General features: G+C 72.0%; 14 protein-coding genes. 7 read left to right on the plus strand and 7 right to left on the minus strand.

Annotated features, from left to right (window positions below; all coding sequences use genetic code 11):
• Positions 1 to 73: 73 nt before the first annotated feature.
• On the minus strand, positions 74 to 385 hold the full coding sequence (locus tag ACFXJ8_RS04950; protein ID WP_379642471.1) for a zinc ribbon domain-containing protein: 312 nt from the start codon (positions 383 to 385) through the stop codon (positions 74 to 76).
• Positions 386 to 783: 398 nt separating this feature from the next.
• Here ACFXJ8_RS04950 and ACFXJ8_RS04955 point away from each other — a divergent pair, with 398 nt between their 5' ends.
• On the plus strand, positions 784 to 1806 hold the full coding sequence (locus tag ACFXJ8_RS04955) for an LLM class flavin-dependent oxidoreductase (RefSeq protein WP_379642472.1): 1023 nt from the start codon (positions 784 to 786) through the stop codon (positions 1804 to 1806).
• A 115-nt stretch (positions 1807 to 1921) separates the two neighbouring features.
• On the opposite strand, the gene ACFXJ8_RS04960 is transcribed toward ACFXJ8_RS04955, so the two are convergent.
• Genes ACFXJ8_RS04960 through ACFXJ8_RS04980 form a run of 5 tightly spaced genes read right to left on the minus strand, consistent with a single transcriptional unit; the run spans position 1922 to position 9172 of the window.
• A complete protein-coding gene (locus ACFXJ8_RS04960; protein ID WP_379642473.1) occupies positions 1922 to 4705 on the minus strand; it encodes a sugar-binding protein in 2784 nt (927 codons plus the stop codon).
• 14 nt (positions 4706 to 4719) lie between these two features.
• Positions 4720 to 5547, minus strand: coding sequence for a carbohydrate ABC transporter permease (locus ACFXJ8_RS04965; protein ID WP_379642474.1), 828 nt, complete (start codon positions 5545 to 5547; stop codon positions 4720 to 4722).
• Positions 5544 to 6434, minus strand: coding sequence for a carbohydrate ABC transporter permease (locus tag ACFXJ8_RS04970; RefSeq protein ID WP_379642475.1), 891 nt, complete (start codon positions 6432 to 6434; stop codon positions 5544 to 5546). The genes ACFXJ8_RS04965 and ACFXJ8_RS04970 overlap by 4 nt, the downstream gene beginning before the upstream one ends.
• A gap of 52 nt (positions 6435 to 6486) precedes the next feature.
• Positions 6487 to 7869: an extracellular solute-binding protein gene (locus tag ACFXJ8_RS04975; protein WP_379642476.1), complete on the minus strand. Its 1383-nt coding sequence runs from the start codon at positions 7867 to 7869 to the stop codon at positions 6487 to 6489.
• Between the two features lie 4 nt (positions 7870 to 7873).
• A complete protein-coding gene (locus tag ACFXJ8_RS04980) occupies positions 7874 to 9172 on the minus strand; it encodes a PfkB family carbohydrate kinase (protein ID WP_379642477.1) in 1299 nt (432 codons plus the stop codon).
• 132 nt (positions 9173 to 9304) lie between these two features.
• Here ACFXJ8_RS04980 and ACFXJ8_RS04985 point away from each other — a divergent pair, with 132 nt between their 5' ends.
• The 4 genes from ACFXJ8_RS04985 (at position 9305) to ACFXJ8_RS05000 (ending at position 12376) form a co-directional block, all read left to right on the plus strand.
• Positions 9305 to 10063: a DeoR/GlpR family DNA-binding transcription regulator gene (locus ACFXJ8_RS04985; protein WP_379642478.1), complete on the plus strand. Its 759-nt coding sequence runs from the start codon at positions 9305 to 9307 to the stop codon at positions 10061 to 10063.
• 55 nt (positions 10064 to 10118) lie between these two features.
• On the plus strand, positions 10119 to 11483 hold the full coding sequence (locus tag ACFXJ8_RS04990; RefSeq protein ID WP_379642479.1) for a 6-phospho-beta-glucosidase: 1365 nt from the start codon (positions 10119 to 10121) through the stop codon (positions 11481 to 11483).
• Positions 11484 to 11627: 144 nt separating this feature from the next.
• Positions 11628 to 11822, plus strand: a complete 195-nt coding sequence (locus ACFXJ8_RS04995; RefSeq protein WP_379642480.1) for a DUF5999 family protein — start codon at positions 11628 to 11630, stop codon at positions 11820 to 11822.
• The gene (locus ACFXJ8_RS05000; protein WP_379642481.1) at positions 11819 to 12376 is read left to right on the plus strand and encodes a hypothetical protein; all 558 of its coding nucleotides are present in this window, start codon (positions 11819 to 11821) and stop codon (positions 12374 to 12376) included. Before ACFXJ8_RS04995 ends, ACFXJ8_RS05000 begins: the two co-directional genes overlap by 4 nt.
• Here ACFXJ8_RS05000 and ACFXJ8_RS05005 read toward each other — a convergent pair.
• Complete coding sequence (locus tag ACFXJ8_RS05005) at positions 12370 to 14685, minus strand: ATP-binding protein (RefSeq protein ID WP_379642482.1); 2316 nt, start codon at positions 14683 to 14685, stop codon at positions 12370 to 12372. The genes ACFXJ8_RS05000 and ACFXJ8_RS05005 overlap by 7 nt on opposite strands.
• Positions 14686 to 14827: 142 nt before the next feature.
• On the opposite strand from ACFXJ8_RS05005, the gene ACFXJ8_RS05010 reads away from it, so the two are divergent.
• Positions 14828 to 17137, plus strand: coding sequence for an ATP-binding protein (locus tag ACFXJ8_RS05010; RefSeq protein WP_379642483.1), 2310 nt, complete (start codon positions 14828 to 14830; stop codon positions 17135 to 17137).
• Entirely contained in the window at positions 17134 to 19197 is a 2064-nt protein-coding gene (locus tag ACFXJ8_RS05015; protein ID WP_379642484.1) for an ATP-binding protein, read from the plus strand. Before ACFXJ8_RS05010 ends, ACFXJ8_RS05015 begins: the two co-directional genes overlap by 4 nt.
• Positions 19198 to 19245: the final 48 nt, after the last annotated feature.

Raw genomic sequence — 19245 nt, forward strand, 5'->3', positions numbered from 1 at the left:
CAACCGGCCTTGACTACGCCCCGCCGCGAGCCGGGTATTCTCCCCGTCTCGCGGCGGGTGTTCACTGCTGCTTCTACGCCGCTTGCGCGGTGCAGGTTTCGGGCGGGGCCAGGGTCGGGATCGCCTCGCCTGGTCTTACCTGCCCTTCACCGTCGTTTCGGGTGTCCGCCAGCCCGGCGGCCACATCGTACGAGCACCGCAGGCGGATGCCTTCGGCGAGGATGTTGAGCGCGGCGGCGATGTCACGGTCGTGGTGCTCGCCGCAGGATTGACAGTCCCACTCGCGGACGTCCGGAGCGAGCTTCCCGATCTTCCAGCCGCAACAGGGGCACAGTTGGGAGGAGGATCCTCTTGTCGTGCGGGCTCCAGTTGGCCATGACCTCATCGACCAGAGCGGGCGGGATGAACGCGGTCGGCACCCCCAGCCCGACCCGATTCACGATCTTGTGGTGACTGGTGGCACGGCCACACGACATGATCGCATATGCGGCCAACGAAGCTCCTCGCCGGGTGAAACGATCTCGACAATCGCAGTCCTAGCAGGAACTTCATTGCTGTGTTCGGCCAAGATCCAGCTCGGTCCCCGATCGTGATCTCTCCTTGTGCTCCAAGCGGCCCAGGCCGGGGTCGAAGGGGCTGGAAAGCCCCTGGGAAGAACAGTCCCGAATCCGAACGCGCGCGCGTCACTGTGAGGGGCCATGCCCTTCACTCTTAAGTTTCTGACATTGCGTATGACCCGTGCCGTACGGAATAGATGCGGGGTGCGCCAGGGTTGCCGCGAAGATGACCGACCAGATCCGGGGCCCCGCCCGTGGCGGGGCCGACGTGCCGCTGTCCATCCTCGACCTGGCCACCGTGAGCGCCGGCGGCACCGCGAGCGACGCCCTGCGGACCAGCACCGAGCTCGTACGGCAGGCCGAGCGCTGGGGCTACCACCGCTACTGGGTCGCCGAGCACCATGGCATGCCGAGCGTCGCCAGTTCCTCCCCCGCGGTCCTGATCGCCCACCTCGCCGCGCACTCCGAGACCATCAGGCTCGGCTCGGGCGGCGTCATGCTGCCCAACCATCCCCCGATCGTCGTCGCCGAGCAGTTCGCCACCCTGCACGCGCTTCACCCCGGCCGCATCGACCTCGGTCTCGGCCGGGCACCGGGCACCGACCCCGCCACGGCCGCCGCGATGCGCAGGGGCGACGCCGACGCCTTCCCCGAGGAGGTCGCCGCGCTGGCCGCCTACCTCGACGGCGAGGCGCCCGGCGGGCTGCAGTCCTACCCGCTCAACGCCGACCGGCCACCCATCTGGCTGCTCGGCTCCAGCGGCTTCAGCGCTCAGCTCGCCGGGATGCTCGGCCTGCCCTTCGCCTTCGCCCACCACTTCAGCGCCGAGAACACCGAGCCCGCGCTCGAGCTCTACCGCACGCGTTTCCAGCCGTCGCAGTGGCTCGACAAGCCGTACGCCATGATCGGTGTCAGCGCCGTCGCCGCCGACATCTCCGGGCAGGCGCTGCGCCTGGCCCGCACGCTCGCGCTGGCGATGCTGCGCCTGCGCCGCGGACGGCCGAGCCCCATCCCCTCCCCCGAGGAGGCCGAGGCCCACCCTTATACCGATGTCGAGCAGAGCTTCGTCGACGGCTTCCTGCGCAACGTCGTCACCGGCACCGGCGCCGAGGTCCGCGCGGGCCTGACCGCCCTGCGCGACCGCACGGAGGCGGACGAGCTGATGATCACCACTGGCGTGTACGGCGGGGCGAACCGCCTGCGCTCCTACGAGCTCATCGCCCAGGCCTTCGAGCTGGCCCGCCCATAGCGGAGCCGCAGCGCCCGGCCACGCACGCGAGCCGTACGGCCAGCACCCGGCCGCGCACGCAGGCCATGCGCCGTAGCGCCCGGCCGCGCACGCGAGCCGTACGCCGCAGCGCCTGTCAGCGGACGCGGGTCGCGGAGGCCGCGGTGCCGCCGTCGGGCGCCTGCCATCCGGCCACCACCGTGGGATGGGCGCCCACGGGCCGGGTCAGCGGAACCCGCACGGTCGTGGTGCCCCTGCCCGAGACGGTGACGACGCGGCTGCCCGCCGTTCCCCGGTCGTCGCGGACGAACAGGTGCGCCCTTCCGGCCGAGCCCGCGCGCAGCGTCACCCGTACGGCGTCCGGCGCGCGCACGGCGGAGGTGATGCGGGCCCGCTCGGACGGCCGCGCCGCCGGACCGCCCGCGAGCGGGAGCCCGAGGCGGACCGCCTGCTCCAGCGACTGCGGCGAGTCGAGGCTGGACAGCCCGGTGTCGGGGATCACCGGGTCGGGCGGGGTGGTCGGCCGTCCCGGCGGAGGCTGGTACCCCGGCAGCGTGGCGACACCCCAGCGGTACGGGTCGCCCTGCACGCCGCCCCACGTCGACCAGCCGATCCGGGTCTGGCCGGTCTTGTCCTGGGTGTCGGAGTCGTACACCAGGATGTTCAGCCCGAGGCGGGCGGGGCCGACGGCGCCCGGCAGGAGCTCCATCGGGATGGCCATCTCCACCGCGTACTCTCCTGAGGCGACCTTGGCGGCCACCCGCATGCCGGGGACGTCGGGTCCCTGATGGTTGTCGGCGTCCCGCAGGAGGCACAGCGGCCCCTCGGCCGTCACCGGCAGCACCGCGGCCTTGAACGTCGTGGAGGTGTTCTCCGAGGTGCCGCGCGGGTCGAGGGTCACCTCGACGGCGTCGGTCCGCCAGTGCCGTTTGCAGTCGGAGGCGGGCAGGCGGGTGCCGATCGCCTCGTCCTTCACCTGGACCAGCGCGAACAGCGTGTCGTCACGCCAGGCGAGCCTGGCCGTGCCCGAGCAGTCGGCCGCCGACGAGCACGCGGCGCCCTCCCACAGGCGGGAGACGTCCAGGACGGGCCCGGTGTACTCGCCATCGCCCGCGACGCCGTCGACGACCGGCGCGGAGGCGGACTGCGGGATGGACGTCGCGGGGACCAGTTCGAGCGCGGGCCTGCTGACGCTGGAGCCGTCCCCGCTGGTGGTCATGATCGTGTAGGCGTAGTCGCCGCCCTCGTTCGAGGTCTTCAGCGAGGTGTCGGTGTTGGTGACGGTGAACGACACCCGCGCCGAGGCCCCGGCCGCCAGGTCACGGTAGCCCGCCTCGGCGCGGTCGGCGGTGAAGCCCGCGGGCGGCGCGAGCCGTACCGACCCTGACTGGGTGGTGTCGCTGACGTTGGTGACCACGACCTCCACCTGGCGGGAGCCGCCGGAGGGGATGGTGAGCACGGGCGTGACCAGGCCGCGAAGCTGCGGCACGTCGAGCTCGGCGGCCCACGTCTCGTACTGGCCGACCTGGGGCAGCAGCCGCTGCCCTCCTCGTACGGCGGGGCTGACCTCGACCTGCCTGTCGGTGTGCCCGCGGCCCCGTTCGGTGGTCAGCGTCGCCGCCAGGCGCGCCCGGTCGCCGGGGGCCGCGTCCTGCGGCGGCGTCACCGTGAAGCTCGCCGATCCGGTACGGCCGGCGGCGAGCCTGCCGAGCTCGCCCGACCCGCTGACCCGCCATCCGTCTGGAGCGTTCAGCGTCACGGCCGATCGGCCCAGCGGCTCGCGGGACGGCGCGGTCGCGGTGACCTTGACGGTGAACGCCACCCCCGGGCGGACGTCGAACGTGCTGGGGCGCAGGTCGAGCAGGGTGCCGAGCGGGACGGCGCCGGCGGTCCTGACCAGCGCGCCGTCGAGGACCGCCGTCGGCGCGGCGGCCGCCGGGGTGCCGGGCGCGGGGACCGGTGTCCGTGAGTCGACCAGGGTGAAGTAGTCGCAGCCGAGCTGGGCGGGGTCGGTCGGGACGTCGGGGAAGACGGCCCAGCCCTGGGAGGCGTACACGCGCTGGGCGTCGCGTTCGATGGCGGCCCAGGTCCGGCCCTGGCGCTGGGAGGTGTTGCCGCTCCACACGCCGTACACGTTCTGCGCCGGGTTGTCGGGGCGGAACGTCGAGGCGCAGTCGGGGCCGGTGCGGGAGACGCCGCGGGCCCGGCCGAGGAGCACGCGGGCGGGCGCGAAGGGCCGCAGCCCCTCGCGGGTGATCTGCTCGGGGAACGCCCTGGGGTCGGCCGCCGCGTGGTAGGCCTCGACGGCCAGCCGCGCCGCCTGCTGGTGGTTGCCGTGGTTGCCGGGAGAGGGGGCAGGGTCCATGGTCAGCAGGACCTCGGGCCGGGTCTGGCGGACGGTCCGCACGACCTTCTCCAGCGTGTCGCCGCCCCAGATCTGGTGGGTCAGCGGGGCGCTGACCGTGTAGTAGAAGTCGACGTCGTCGAGGTTGAACACCTCGCGGACCCCAGCCTTGGCGACCGCCGTACGCTCCTCGCCCTCCCGCAGCAGGCCGAGGGCCGGGCCCTCCTCAGGCCCGACGGCGTTGCCGCCGCCCTCGCCCCTGGTGACGGTGACGGCGCCGGCGCGGATGCCGTGGTCCTCGTTCCACTGCCCGAGCGTGGACAGGGTGAAGGCCTCGTCGTCGGGATGGGCGCCGACGAACAGCACGTCGAGATCGGCGTCGGAGCCGCCGCGGGAAGCGGCCGCCGGTTCAGGCGCGGGGGCTGTCGGCGCGGGGGTGGCGTCCGGTGCGGGGACGGCTGGTCCGGCGGGCGCTGGGGATTCGGTGGCCGACGCGGGGGCGGCGGGCACGAGGGTGAGGACGGCGGCGGCGGCGAGGGACGACAGACGGGACGACAGGCGGTGCGGTTGACGCATGGAACCTCCGGGAGCTACTCGCGGACCGCCCCCTGGAGCAGCCCGCGGATGAAGTGACGCTGGAGGAACAGGTAGAAGATCACGACCGGGGTCGCGACGATGACCGATCCGGCCGCCAGGAGCGTGAAGCCGGAGGTGTACTGACCCTGGAAGAAGGCCAGCCCCAGCGGCGCGGTTCGCAGCGACTCGCTGGTCACCATGATCAGCGGGATGAGGAACTCGTTCCACGTCCACATGAACACCAGGACGGTCAGGGTGACGACGGCGGGCCGGGCCGGGGGCACCAGCACCTGCCACAGGATGCGCCACGTCGAGGCGCCGTCGATGCGGGCGGCCTCGACGATCGCCCGGCTGCTGGCGCGGAAGTAGGCCCGCATCCAGAAGGTGCCGAACGCCACCGACAGCGCGACCTGCGGCAGCGCGACCGACCAGAAGGTGTCGATCAGGCCGAGGGAGCGCAGGTCGAAGTAGAGCGGTACGGCGATGGCCTCGCTCGGCATCATGATCCCGAGCAGGAACAGGTAGAACAGCACCGTCTGGCCGCGAAAGCGCATGGTGCCGAAGGCGTACCCACTCATGATCGACAACACGACGCTGACGACCACGACGAACGCCGACACGGCGAGGCTGGTGCGCAGGTAGGTGTCGAACCGTCCGATCTCCCAGGCCGCGGCGAAGTTGCCCACGTGCAGCCCGGCCACGCTGACACCCTGCTCGGACGGGCCCGCCGCGTCGTCGGGGCCGAGCGCGGCCGACAGGATCGTCAGGATGGGGAACAGCGCGAACGCGGCGAAGGCCGTCAGGATGACGTAGTTGGCCAGCCGTTCCCCGCGAGAGATCACGAGACACCCCTGTCGGCGAGGCGGTTGATCACGAACGAGATCGCGAAGATGACGACGGTGAGGGTGACGCCGATCGCCGCCGCCGAGCCGACCTGTCCGAGCTGGAAGGCCCGGTGGTAGACCTCGTACGACGGCACCGACGTCGAGTCGCCTGGACCGCCCCGCGTGGTGATGTAGACCAGGTCGAACGTCCGCAGTGCGGCGATCACGGTCAGCGTCAGCGCGACCGCGATCTCCCCGCGCACCGACGGCAGGGTGACGGCGAAGAACTCCTTGACCGCGCCCGCCCCGTCGAGCCGCGCCGCCTCGTACAGCTCCATGGGGATACGGCTCATCCCGGCCAGCAGCAGCACGGTCACCAGGCCCGTCTCGAACCAGGTGCCGACCACGCCGACGGCCGGCAGCGCGAAGGTGTAGTCGCCCAGCCAGCCTCGGGTGAGCCAGTCGAGCCCGAGCGCGTTCAGCAGGCCGTTGAGGGTGCCGTCGGGGGCGTACACGCGCCGCCACGCGACGGCCACCACGACCATGGCGACCACCTGCGGCAGGAACACCACCGTGCGGAAGAAGCCGAGCCCGCGCACCTTGGCGTGGTTGAGTATCGCGGCCAGCGTCAACCCGATGACCAGCGGCGCCAGCGCGTAGAAGCCGACGAGGACCAGCGCGTGGGCGAAGGCGGCCCGCAGCCCCTCATCGGCGACGATCGCGGCGTAGTTGGACAGCCCCACCCACCGGCCGAGGCTCAGCCCGTCCCACTCGAACAGCGAGAGGTGGACCGCGCGACCGATCGGGTAGAGCAGGAAGGCCGCGTAGACGGCGAAGGCGGGCAGCAGGTAGAGGTAGGCGACGCGGCGGGGCTCCCCGGGCGGACGGCCGCCGCCCGCCGTCACCCGTGTCTCCGTCCGCGGCCTTCGCGTGAGCGTCGCGGCCATGTGCCCGTGCTCACCCGTTGGTTTCGACGAAGGTCTTGTAGTCCTTCTCCAGCGTGGCCAGGAACTCCGGCGGGCTCGCCTTCCCTGCCAGCAGGTCCTGCAGCGCCGCGCCCAGCGTGTCGGCGAAGGTCGGGGTGGCGTAGTCGAGGTACGGCACCAGGCCGTCCTGCTTGGTGACGGTGGCGAACGCGGTGAACATGTCCTGCTGCGGGCCCGCCTTCACGCTCTGCTTGTCGGTGTCGGCGATCGGCAGCAGGCCGTGGGTGGTGAGCGCCTTCATGGCGTCGGCGTTGGTGATGAAGTCGAGGTAGGCCGCCGCCGCGTCGGGGTTGGGGCTCTTGGCGGTGATGGCGAACGGCAGGCCGGTGCCGCCCGTCGCGACGGGGGTGGCGCCGGGCGGCAGGACGAAGCCCAGGTTCTCGCCCATGACCTTCTCCAGGTCGGCGATCAGCCACGTGCCCCCGATCAGGAAGACGCCCTCGCCCTTGCCGAACGCCTGCCAGGCCGCGTCGTAGCCCTGGCCGTTGAAGCCCTTGCCGAAGTAGCCCTTGCCGGCCCAGTCGGCGAGCTGCTGGGCGGCCTTGGTGTTCTCGGGCGTGGTCCACGAGGCGCCCTTGCGGCCGAAGCCGAGCGTGGTGATCTGGTCGGCGGGCACGTGCCGGCCCTGCACCGTGCCGAACACGTGGACGCCCGGCCACTTGTCGAGGTTGCCCAGCTGGATCGGCACCTCGCCGGCCGCCTTGGCCTTGGCCAGCGCGGCGTCGAACTCCTCCCACGTCTTCGGCGGCGTCAGACCCAGCTCGGTCAGCTTGGCGGCGTTGTAGAGGATGCCGACGACCTCGCCGACCTGGGGCATGCCGTACAGGTTGCCCTCGCCGAAGGTCTTGCCGTCGGCGCTGTAGCTCACGTACTGCAGGACCGACTGCGGGTAGCGCTTCTTCCATCCGTACGCCTCGGCGTAGGCGTCCAGCGGGCGGAGCTGGCCGGCCTTCACGAAGGCGCCCATCTGGGGCCGGCCGTTGTTGGCCTGCACCACGTCGGGCGGCTCGTTTCCGGTCAGCGCCAGGCGCAGGGTGGTGTTGAGGTCGTCGAAGGAGCGGGAGACCCGCTTGAGCGTGATGTTGGGATACTTCGCCTCGAACGCGGCGTTGAGCTGCTTCATCTGGGCGGCCTGGCCGCCGCGCACCTCCTGGTCCCAGATGGTGAGGGTCACCTCGCCGAGGGCCGCGGCGTCGGTTTTCACCGCCGCGGCGCTCGGCTGCGCGGGGGAGGCCGCGGGTGGTGGCGACGATCCGGGCGCGCACGCGGCGGCGGCCAAGGCCACGAGGGCCGCGACGAGTACGGCGCGCGCTCCGGCGCCGCGCGGGTGGACCTGTCGCGTCGAGCCGATCATGGTGTTACTCCTTCTGCGCGGGCACGCGAGGCGGCTGCGGGTCCTCGGGTTCGCCGGACGCTCCCGGCGACGCGGCGACCCCCGGCACGGCACGTGGGTCGTGCGGTGCGGTGTCTCCGGGCTGCTTCTGCGGGCCGCCGGAGTCGGCGGGCCTGGCCGGGGCCGTACCGGAGGTCGGAGGTGCCACCTCCAGGTCGGCGTACCGGGCGATGGTGGCGGCGGCCCGCCGTACCGCGCCGATGGGAACCGCGGGCACCAACCGGTCGAGGAAGGCGTAGCGGCGCGCCAGCGAGGCGGCGTAGGCGCCGCGCTGACCGGCCGCCGCCCGCGCCTCGTGCCACCAGTCGGCGATGTCCCCCCACCCCGGCGCGGCGAGCGAGCCGCCGAACTGCTGGACGGCCAGGCCCGCGCACAGCCCGGCGAACGCGAGCCGGTCGGCCAGCGGCCAGCGGCACAGGGTGCCGAGCACGATGCCCGCGCCGAAGACGTCTCCCGCGCCGGTCGGGTCGAGGGCCGTGACCCGCGGCGCGGGGACGTAGGCCTCCTCGCCGGTCATGGAGTCGATGGCCATCGCGCCGTTGGCCCCGTCGGTGACCACGGCGAGCGGTACCCGGTCGGCCAGCGCGTACAGGGCGTCGCGAGGGGTGTCGGCGCCGGTGTAGGCCATCGCCTCGACCGCGTTGGGCATGAAGGCGTGGCAGGCCGAGAGCTGGTCGAGAAGGGCGGGCGACCAGGCGCCCGACGGGTCCCAGCCCACGTCGGCGAAGATGAGCGCGCCGTTGCGGTGCGCCAGCTCGGCCCACGAGCACGCGTCACCTGACTCGCCGAGCGGTTCCTCGGCCGACAGCGCCACGATCACCGCCCTGGACCGCGGCGGGGAGCCGATCATCTCCGACGCCGACATGGGCGCGGGATGGCCGTGGGTCACCATGCTGCGGTCGCGGTCGACGGCCATGGAGACCGTCACCGGTGAGTGCCAGTGCTCGAAGCGCCGTGACCTGGACAGGTCGACCGATTCCTGTTCCGCGAGCGTACGCCAGCAGAAGTCGCCGTAGTCGTCGTCGCCGAAGGCGGCGGCCAGCGAGGTGCGCAGGCCGAGCCTGCTGGTGGCGATGGCGAGGTTGGCGATGCCGCCGGGGCACGAGCCCATGCCCTCGGCCCACACTTCGGTGCCCGCCGCGGGCATCGCGGCCAGTCCCGTGAAGACGATGTCGAGGAAGACGGTGCCCGCTAAGAAGACGTCGAACTGCGGCCCCTCGGGGGTTCGCTGATCGGCGAGAGGGTCGTAAGCCTGGACAGACACGGGAATGAGTCCTCCTCGACAGCCGAGATGTGCGCAATCTTGCACGTTTACTCGCCCACATCAAGTACTTTACGCCAGGCAATTGGCGGAACCTGCTCGCTTCTGCGCGGAATTGACTGATAGGATCCCCCTGTGCTCCAGCACCTCAGGCATGCGGAGATCATGCGCCAGGTCCGCCTCTCGGGCGCGACCAGCGTCGGCGACCTGGCCAGGCAGCTGGGCGTGAGCCCCTCCACCATTCGCAGAGACCTGGAGGCGCTCGACCGCGACGGCACGCTGAAGCGCGTGCGCGGCGGCGCGCTGGCCGGTGTCGACGCCGACGACGACCTGCCCTTCGCCGCGGTCGCGGCGATCGACGAGCAGGACAAGGAGGCCGTGGCCGTCCGCGCCGCGCAGCTCGTGCGCGACGGCGAGGTGATCCTGCTCGACATCGGCACCACGACGATGCGCCTGGCCCGCCAGCTGCGCGGCCGCCGCGTCACCGTGGTCACCTCCAGCCTCGCCGTTCTCGACGTGCTGCGCGCCGACCCGGTGGTCGAGCTGCTGCTGCTCGGCGGCATGGTCCGGCGCACCTACCACTCGCTGGTCGGGGTGCTGACCGAGGAGGCGCTGCGCCAGGTGCGGGCCGACCGCGTGTTCCTGGGCGCCAGCGGCGTCCTTCCCGACGGCCGGCTGCTCGACTCCACGCTGGCCGAGGTGCCGGTGAAGCGCGCCATGATCGCGGCGGCGAGCCAGGTGGTGCTGCTGGCCGACCGGCACAAGTTCCCCGGCACCGGAGCCCTGCGGGTGTGCGGGCCCGAGGCCGTCGACGTGATCGTCACCAACGAGGGCGCCGACGAGACGACGCTGGGCAACTGCGTGGCGGCGGGCGTGAAGGTGCTGCTCGCGTGACCGCCGTGATCTCGGCGGGCCGACTGAGGGAGCTGTGGCAGGCGAGGGAGCCTCGATGAAACTGGCCGTTCTCGGAGGCGGAGGCTTCCGCGTCCCGCTCGTGTACGGCGCGCTGCTGCGTGACAGCGCCCAGCCGGGGTTGGAGCCCCGGGTGGAGGAGGTGGTGCTGTACGACGTGTCGGCCGAGCGGCTGGCGGCCATGCGGCACGTGCTGGACCAGCTCGCCGCCGGGCACGACCACCCTCCCCGGGTGCTGACCACCACCGACCTCGACACGGCGCTGCGCGATGCCGCGTTCGTCTTCTCCGCGATCCGCGTCGGCGGGCTGGCGGGCCGTACCGCCGACGAGCGGGTCGCGCTGCGGCTCGGCCTGCTCGGCCAGGAGACGACGGGGCCTGGGGGCATCGCCTTCGCCCTGCGTACCATCCCGGTGGCGGTGCGCATGGCCGAACGGGTGGCCGCCCTCGCGCCCCGGGCCTGGGTCATCAACTTCACCAACCCGGCCGGCATGATCACCGAGGCCATGAGGAGCGTGCTCGGCGACCGGGTGGTCGGCATCTGCGATTCGCCCGTCGGGCTGATCCGGCGGGCCGCCGCCGCCCTCGGCCTCGATCCGGCGCGCGTGTCGCCCGACTACGTGGGGCTCAACCACCTGGGCTGGCTGCGCGGGCTCACCCACGAGGGCCGTGACGTGCTGCCCGGCCTGCTCGCCGACGACGTGGCGCTGCGGCGGGTCGAGGAGGCCAGGGTCTTCGGCGCCGACTGGGTGCGGACCCTGGGCGCGCTGCCCAACGAGTACCTGTACTACTACTACTTCACCCGCGAATCGGTCGCCGCCCTCAGTGGTCCCGAGCCCACCCGTGGCGAATCCCTGGTCGGGCAGCAGAACCGGTTCTACGCGGCCGTGCGGGAGCGGCCCGAGCACGCCCTCACCGAGTGGGTCAGGACCCGCAGGGAACGCGACGCGTCGTACATGGCCGAGACCCGCGACGTCGCCGACGCCGGGGAGCGTGACGCCGCCGACCTGGAGGCGGGGGGCTACGAGGGCATCGCGCTCGCCCTCATGGCGGCGCTGGCCCGCGGCGAGTCGTCCACCATGATCCTCAACGTCCGCAACGGCAGCGCCGTACCGGGGCTGCCGGCGGAGGCGGTTGTCGAGATCCCCTGCGTGGTCGACGGCTCGGGCGTCCGGCCGCTGGCCACCGGCCCGCTGTCCGGCCACTTCCTGGGGCTCGTGCAACAGGTCAAGGCGGTCGAGCAGACGACCATCGAGGCGGCGCTGACGGGCTCGGCCCGCCTGGCCGTCGAGGCGTTCGCGCTGCACCCGCTCGTCGACTCGGTCGGCACGGCCCGCGAGCTGCTGGACGGCTACCGCGCCGCCATCCCCGAACTGGCCGCCGTCCTGCCGGGCTCGCCCTGACCTTCGGATGACCTACGTAGGTACCTACGCACACCTAATGGGTACCCATACGGGGGTTTATCCCGTCTACTCCGTGGCGTTCCCCGGGGCAGGCTGAGTGCTTGACATGGGCTCACCGAACGACGGTAAAGAAAGGTACGAGCCATGTGCCAGCACCAACCACAGTGCCCGCCGGCGGATGCCCCGCATCATGATTCGGCCCGCATGGTGGCCTTCCACCCAGAACAGGGGTGGGGGCTGCTCTGCAACGGTGTCGTCATCTTCGACGACTCCGGCGAACTGCTGCCCGATGGGCGGAGCATCTCCACCGGACCTCTGTGCTCCGGGAAGGCGGCGTGAAACGCATGACCCCGAACCGGCTCCTGGCCTTCGCCGACGGCCTGCTGACTCGCGCCGTCCCCGGCGTGGTCGACCGTACGGCCTCATGGGTGTTGTCGTGCGCGCCCTCCGCCGTCCCCAGCGCCCAGCGCATGACCCGCACCCGGCTGGAGTTGTGGGGGCTGCAGGACCAGGCCAAGGTGGCCGAACTGCTCGTCGCCGAGCTGGTGACCGACGCGCTGCGCCACGGCATGGACCGGATCCGGGTCACCCTCAGCGCCGAGGACGGCCTGCTGCGCTGCGAGGTCGAGCACCCCGAGCCTTCGCGGCACCGGCCACCGACCGGGGCGCGAGCACAGCCTGCTGTCCGACCTGGCCTGCTGCTGGGGCACCGCCCGTACCTGCGAGGGGAAGGTCGTGTGGTTCGAGCTTCCCGCGCCGGGACTGGTCTGATCCGGTACTTGTCTGAAAGGAATGTCAACGTGCGAAAGAGCCGGATCCGCAGAACGCGGAGACCGACCGACCCTCACACTCCCGACCTGCGGACGCCGTCGGGGCGGCCGCTGCCCTACTGATCCGGCTGCTCGCCGATCCAGACGGCGATCTGGGCGCGCGAGTGGTAGCCGAGCTTGCTCAGGATGTGTTCGATGTGCCCCTCGGCGGTCCGTTGAGAGATCACCAGGGAGGCGGCGATCTCCTTGTTGGTCAGCCCCTGGGCGACCAGGTGGGCGATCTCCGTCTCCCGTGGGGTCAGCGGACCCGACCTGCCCTTGACCGGCCGCTCGCCGACGCGCGTTTCCTCCCCGAGCGCGTAGGCGAGCGCGTCGTCGTAGGAGAGCCCGGCGCCGCGCTTGACCGCGGTGTCGAACGCCTGCTCGCCCAGCTCCTGGCGGGTGATCCGGACGCATCCGTGGTGATAGCCGGAGAGATGGCCGTAGCCCGACAGCGGCGCTCCGATCGCCTGCCAGACCGTGTCGAGGATGCCGAGGAGCAGGGCCGCCCGCTCGTACCGCTTCTCGGTGGCGGCGATCCAGGCCAGCACCTCCAGGTTGATTCCCACCCCGAGCGGGTCGTCGATCTCGCGGTTGAAGACGAGGCTGCTGGTCTCGAGCTCTGTCGCGCGCGTGAGGTCGCCCTGCCGCCACACCTCCACGCCGAGCGCCATCATCATGTAGGCCCGATGCCAGCCTTCCCCGTGGGCGTCGGCCAGGGCCAGGCACTCCTCGCCCAGTGCGATGGCCTGCCGCGAGTCGCCGCGGAAGGAGTACGCCAGCGACAGCCTGACGAGCGCCAGAGCCGTACCCACGGGGTCGCCGGTGGCGCGGTGGCGGGCCAGCGCCTCCTGGTAGAGCGCGACGGCGGACTCGTCGTCGCCCTCGCACATGGCGATCATCCCGGAGAAGAGGGCGACGTAGGCGAGGACGGGCTCCAGCCCCAGCCGCTCCCCGATGGAGCGGCTCTCCTCCAGCATCGCCGCGGCGGAGGCGGTGTCGGCCTGGATGATGGCCAGCCAGGCGTTGGCCCACAGCGCCCGCGCGCGGGTCTGGCTCGGTTCGGTGTGGACGGCCAGCCCCCGCTCCAGCCAGCGGCGGCCCTCCCCCAGGTAGTAGCCGGTGATCCAGTGGTAGAGCAGGTCGGCGGCCAGGTCGAGGCCGTCCGTGACCTGCTCGGGGTCGCCGAAGCAGTGCTCGAGAGCGGTGTGCAGGTTGGCGTGCTCCATCCGCAGCCGGGTGAACCAGTCCGCCTGCGCCGGCCCGAACCGCTGCTCCCACGCCTGTGCCGACAGCGCGCGGAAGTAGTCGCGGTGCCGCCGCTGCAGCGCGGCCTGCTCGCCCGTGGCGGCGAGCTTCTCCATGCCGTACTGGCGGATGATCTCCAGCAGCCGGTAGCGCGCCTGCGACCCGTGCTCCTCCCTGATCAGGATGGACTTGTCCACCAGGCCGCACACCAGGTCGAGAATCTCCTCGCGGGTCAGGCCGTCGCCGGCGCAGACGGCCTCGGCCGCCTCCAGGTCCAGCCCCCCGGAGAACACCGACACGCGCGCCCACAACGCCTGCTCCTTCTCCGAGCACAGCGCGTAGCTCCAGTCGATCAGTGACCGGAGCGTCTGGTGGCGCGGCAGTACGGCCCGCGACCCGGCGGTCAGCAGCCGGAACCGGTCGTCCAGGCGCTCGTACAACTGCTGGACGGACAGCGCGCGCAACCTGACGGCGGCCAGCTCGATCCCGAGCGGCAGGCCGTCCAGCCGCCGGCAGATCCCCACGACGACGTCCCTGTTGTCCTCGGTGACGGCGAACGACGGCAGGACGGCCCTGGCCCGCTCGGTGAACAGGCACACCGCGTCGCACGTGGCGAGCGACTCGAGGGGGACTCGCGGGCCGTCCTGGTCGGGCAGCGGGAGTGTGGGCACGGCGAGGGTCTGCTCGCCCGCGATTCCCAGGGCCTCCCGGCTGGTGGCCAGGATGCGCAGCCCGGGCGCGGACCGCAGCAGCGCCTCGGCCAGCACGGCGCATTCGCGCACCAGATGCTCGCAGTTGTCGAGGATCACCAGCGCCTGCTTGTCCCGCAGATACTCGGTGAGCACCTCCATGGGCGACTTGAGGCTGTGGTCGGGGATCTCCAGCGCTTCGAGCACGATCTGGGGGACCATGTCCGGGTTCTCCACCGCGGCCAGCTCCACGAACCACACGCCGCCGCGGAAGTCGCGCGCCAGGTCGAGCGCGACCCGCAGGGCCAGCCGGGTCTTGCCGACGCCGCCGACACCGACCAGGGTCACCGCATGCGAGGTGGGCAGACATCGTTTGACCTCGGCCATCTCGTGCCTGCGGCCTACGAAGCTGGTCACCTCGGCCGGCAGCCGGGTGTTGGTCGTCTGCGCTCTCATCGATACCCCGTCGCATCGCACGTGTGGAAGTGCAACCTCAGGATCCTCGTCGCGATTCCTTACAAAACGGTAAAACGTGACGGAAAGGACATAGGCGTAGGGTGGGGCGTATCGGCTCGGCCCCTACGGCATGGGTGCTTTCATGGGCGTGGCATCGAGGAGTTCGCAGGCCCGCGGGCTACCGGCCGAGCTGACCAGCTTCGTGGGCCGTCGGCACGAGATAGCCGAGGTCAAACGGCTGCTGGGCGGCTCCAGGCTGGTGACCCTCCTCGGCGTGGGCGGCGTCGGCAAGACCAGGCTGGCCCTGCGGGTCGCGGCCGACGTGCGGCGCGCGTTCCGCGACGGCGTGTGCCTGGTCGAGCTCGCGGCACTGGAGTCCCCCGAGCTGCTCGTCCAGACGGTGATCGAGACGCTGGAGATCGTGAACCTGTCGACGCGGCCCCCGATGCGCGTGCTCACCGACCACCTGCGCGACCGGCAGATGCTCATGGTCCTCGACAACTGCGAGCACCTGCTGCACGACTGCGCCGTCGTGGCGGAGACGCTGGTGCGCTCGGCACCCGACCTGCGGATTCTCACGACCAGCCGGCAGGTGCTCGGCGTCGCGGGCGAGCAGACGATGGTCGTGCCGTCGCTGCCGCTGCCCGATGGCGTCGTGTCACACCAGTCAGACGCGGTCCGGTTGTTCGCCGAGCGGGCCGGTGCCGTACTGCCCGGATTCGCGGTCACCGACGACAACAGGGACACCGTGGTCCAGATCTGCCGAAGCCTGGACGGCATCCCGCTGGCGATCGAGCTGGCGGCCGCCCGGCTGCGCGCCATCTCCGTGGAGCAGTTGCTGGAGCGGCTGGAGGACCGCTTCCGGCTGCTCACGACGGGATCGCGGGTGATGCTGCCCCGCCAGCGGACGTTGCGGGCGCTGATCGACTGGAGCTACGCCCTGTGCACCGAGCAGGAGCGGCTGCTGTGGGAGCGGCTGTCGGTGTTCTCCGGCAGCCTGGACCTCGACGCGGCCGAGCACGTGTGTTCGGGCGACGGCATCGCCGCCGAGGAGACCATCGACCTGGTGATCGGTCTGGTGGACAAGTCCATCCTCATCAGGGAGGAAAGCGGGGGGCAGGCGCGCTACCGGCTGCTGGAGACCATCCGTCAGTACGGCAGAGACCGCCTGCGCGAGTCCGGCCAGGAAGAACGGCTGCGCCGCCGCCATCGCGACTGGTACCGGGATCTGGTGCTGCGCGCGCACCACGACTGGTTCGGGCCCGGCCAGGTGGTCTGGTACCAGCGCCTGCGCACCGAGCACGACAACCTCCGCACCGCCCTCGAGTTCTGCCTCTCCACGCCGCAGGAGGCGCAGGACGGCCTGGCCATCGCCACGGCGCTGCGCTTCTACTGGATCGCGGCCGACTGCCCCCAGGAAGGGCGGAGCTGGCTCATCCGGTTGCTCGCCGCCGACGACCGGCCGACTCCCACCCGCGCCTGGGCCCTGTGCATCAAGGCGCGGCTCGCCGTCCTGCAGAGCGACTTCCCGACGGCCGCGACCCTGCTGCAGGAGTGCGGGAAGCTGGCCCGCCGGTTCGACGATCCGGCGCTCACGGGTGCCGCAGCGTACGTCACCGGCTTCGCGGCCCTGCTCCAGCGGGATCTGTCCCGGGCGCGGACCCTTCTCGAGCAGGCGCTGGAGTGCGGCCGCAGGACCGGCGACCAGATCACCGTCGTCAACTCGTTGCTCTACCTGGCCACCACGTACTCGTCGCTCGGCGACTCGGGCCGGGCCGTCGAGACGTTCGAGGAATGCCTGGCGCTCTGCGAGCCGCGCCACGAGAACTGGTTCAGGTCCTACGCGCTGTGGACGTACGGGATCGAGGTGTGGACGCAGGGCGACGCGCGGCGGGCGGTCGAGATGGAACGCGAGGCCATCAGGCTCAAGGAGCCGTTCGACGACCGCCTGGGCATCGCCCTGTGTATCGAGGTCCTGGCCTGGATCAGCGGCGGCGAGGGTGACGGCGAGCGCGCGGCCCTGCTCCTGGGCGCGCTGCGGGAGATCTGGCGCTCCTTCGGCGGCCCCCTGTTCGGCTATCTGGCCGACCATCACGACGCCTGCGAACAAGCGGCCAGGCAGAGCCTCGGCGAGAAGCGGTTCGAGGCCGCCTTCCGCAGGGGCATGGCGCTCACCCCCGACGAGGCGCTGCGGTACGCGATGCGGGAGGGCACGCCGGAGCACGAGCCGGCACGAACGTCCTCACCGCTGACCCGCAGGGAGATGGAGATCGCCCGGCTGGTCGCCCAGGGCATGAGCAACAAGGCGATCGCGGCCGCGCTGGTGATCGCCCAGCGCACCGCCGAGGGACACGTCGAGCACATTCTCGGCAAGCTCGGGTTCACCTCGCGCGTCCAGATCGCCGCCTGGGTCGGCCAGCTGGACCAGGCCGAGGACGGAGGTACGTCGTGAGCCCGCCCATGGAGACGTCCAGTTTCGTCGGGCGCAGGCACGAGGTGTCGCAGGCCAGAAGGATGCTGTCGCACACGCGGCTGCTGACGCTGACCGGCACGGGCGGAGTCGGCAAGACGCGGCTGGCAGGCAGGATCGCAGAGACGCTCGCGCACGCGTACAAGGACGGCGTGGAGGTCGTCGAGCTGGCCACGCTGGAGTCCGGGCACCTGCTGGCGCCGACCGTCGCCGCCGCGCTCGGCCTGCGGGACGCGGGGCCCGATCCGGTGACCGTACTGGTGAACTATCTGGCGGACAAGCGGATCCTGCTCGTGCTGGACAACTGCGAGCACCTGCTCGACGACTGCGCCCTGCTCGTGGACCGGCTGCTGCGGGGCGCTCCACGGTTGCGGATCCTGGCGACCAGCCGGCAGACCCTGGGGGTGAGCGGCGAGCACGTGCTGCCCGTCCCGTCGCTGTCCGTGCCGACACTGTCCGTGCCCGACCACGGTCACCCGGCCCGCGACCTCGCCCGGCACGACGCGGTACGGCTGTTCGTCGACCGCGCGGCCGGGGTGTGGCCCGGCTTCTGCCTCGACGTGGGCAACGCGGCGTACGTGGCGCGGCTGGCCCGGCGGCTTGAGGGGATCCCGCTGGCGATCGAGCTGGCTGCGGGACGGCTGGACACGGTGCCGCTGGAACAGCTCGTCGGCGACCTGGAGGAACGCTTCGACGAGCAACTGGAGGGGGGCCGGGCCACGCTGCCGCGCCACCGGACGTTGCGCGCGACCATGGACTGGAGCTTCGACCTCTGCTCCCCCGCCGAGCGACGCCTGTGGGCTCGGCTTTCGGTGTTCCCCTGCGGCGCCGACCTCGATACCGCGGAGGCCGTGTGCTCCGGCGACGGGATCGACCCCGCCGACGTCATCGACCTGCTGGACGGGCTGGTGGACAAGTCGGTCCTGGTGTGCGAGCGGCGGCAGGGCGGGGCCACGTACCGGATGCTGGAGAGCATCCGCGCGTACGGCTGCGCGCGGCTGGATTCCGCGGAGGCCAGGGCGCTGCGCGGGCGGTACGTCGACCACTACCGCGACGTGGCCGAACGGCGGCGGATCGACCGGATCGTCCCCGACCAGCTGGAAAGCTACCGGTTCCTGCGGCGGGAGCTGCCCAACGTGCGCGCCGCGCTCGAGATGTGCCTGAGCGAACCGGGCACGGCCGTCAAGGGGCTGGAGATCGCGGCGGTGATGTGGTGCTACTGGCTGCTGGCCGGGTCGCTCACCGAGGGCAGGTACTGGCTGGAACGCGGCCTGAACCTGGTGCCCGAGGCGTGCGCCGCGCGGGCGACGGCGCTCTGGGTGGACAGCCTGTTCGCCCTCCGCCAGGGCGACCTGGCCGCCGCGACGCCGAGACTCGAGGAGTGCCACACCGTGGCGCGGCAGGCGGGCAACGAGGATGTCCTGCCGTTCGCCATCCACACCTCCGGTGTCGCGGCGTTCTCCGCCGGCGACCCGCGGCGCGGCCTGGCGCTCCTGGAGGAGTCGCTCGCCCTTCACCGCGCCGCCGGCGACATCGACAGCGTGGCCTTCACCCTCTACTACGCGGCCGCCTACGGCTCGATGGAGGAGCCCGCGCGAGCCGCCGCGTTCGGTGAGGAGCTGCTGGAGCTGAGCGAGGCGCGCCATGCCCTGATCTCACGCGGTCACGGGCAGCTTTCGCTCGGCATCGCCGCATGGAACCTGGGCGACTTCGTCAGGGCGGAGGCGCTGGTGAGCGAGGCCGCCGAGTTCACCAGGGAGATCAACGACCGGTGGTGCCTCACGCAGTGCGTGGAGGTGCTGGCGTGGACCGCCGGCGCTCGGGGGGATCACGAAAGGGCCGCCAGGATGCTCGGCGCGGCGCACGCGTTGTGGCAGGCGGTGGAGGCTTCGCCGACCGGGCTGTGGTACCACGCGCGGTGGCACGAACACTGTGCGGCGCAGTCCCGCCGGCGGCTGGGCGAACGGTCGTTCACGGCGGCCTTCCGCGACGGTGCCAGGCAGGGCCTGGACCGCAGAGCCGTCTGCGAGGTCGGCGCATGACGGGCCCAGACCCGGGACGAAGGGGCGTCTCGGCGGTCGAGCGTGTGC

This window comes from Nonomuraea sp. NPDC059194, from assembly GCF_042754765.1.
In the GTDB taxonomy this organism is placed as follows: Bacteria; Actinomycetota; Actinomycetes; order Streptosporangiales; family Streptosporangiaceae; genus Nonomuraea.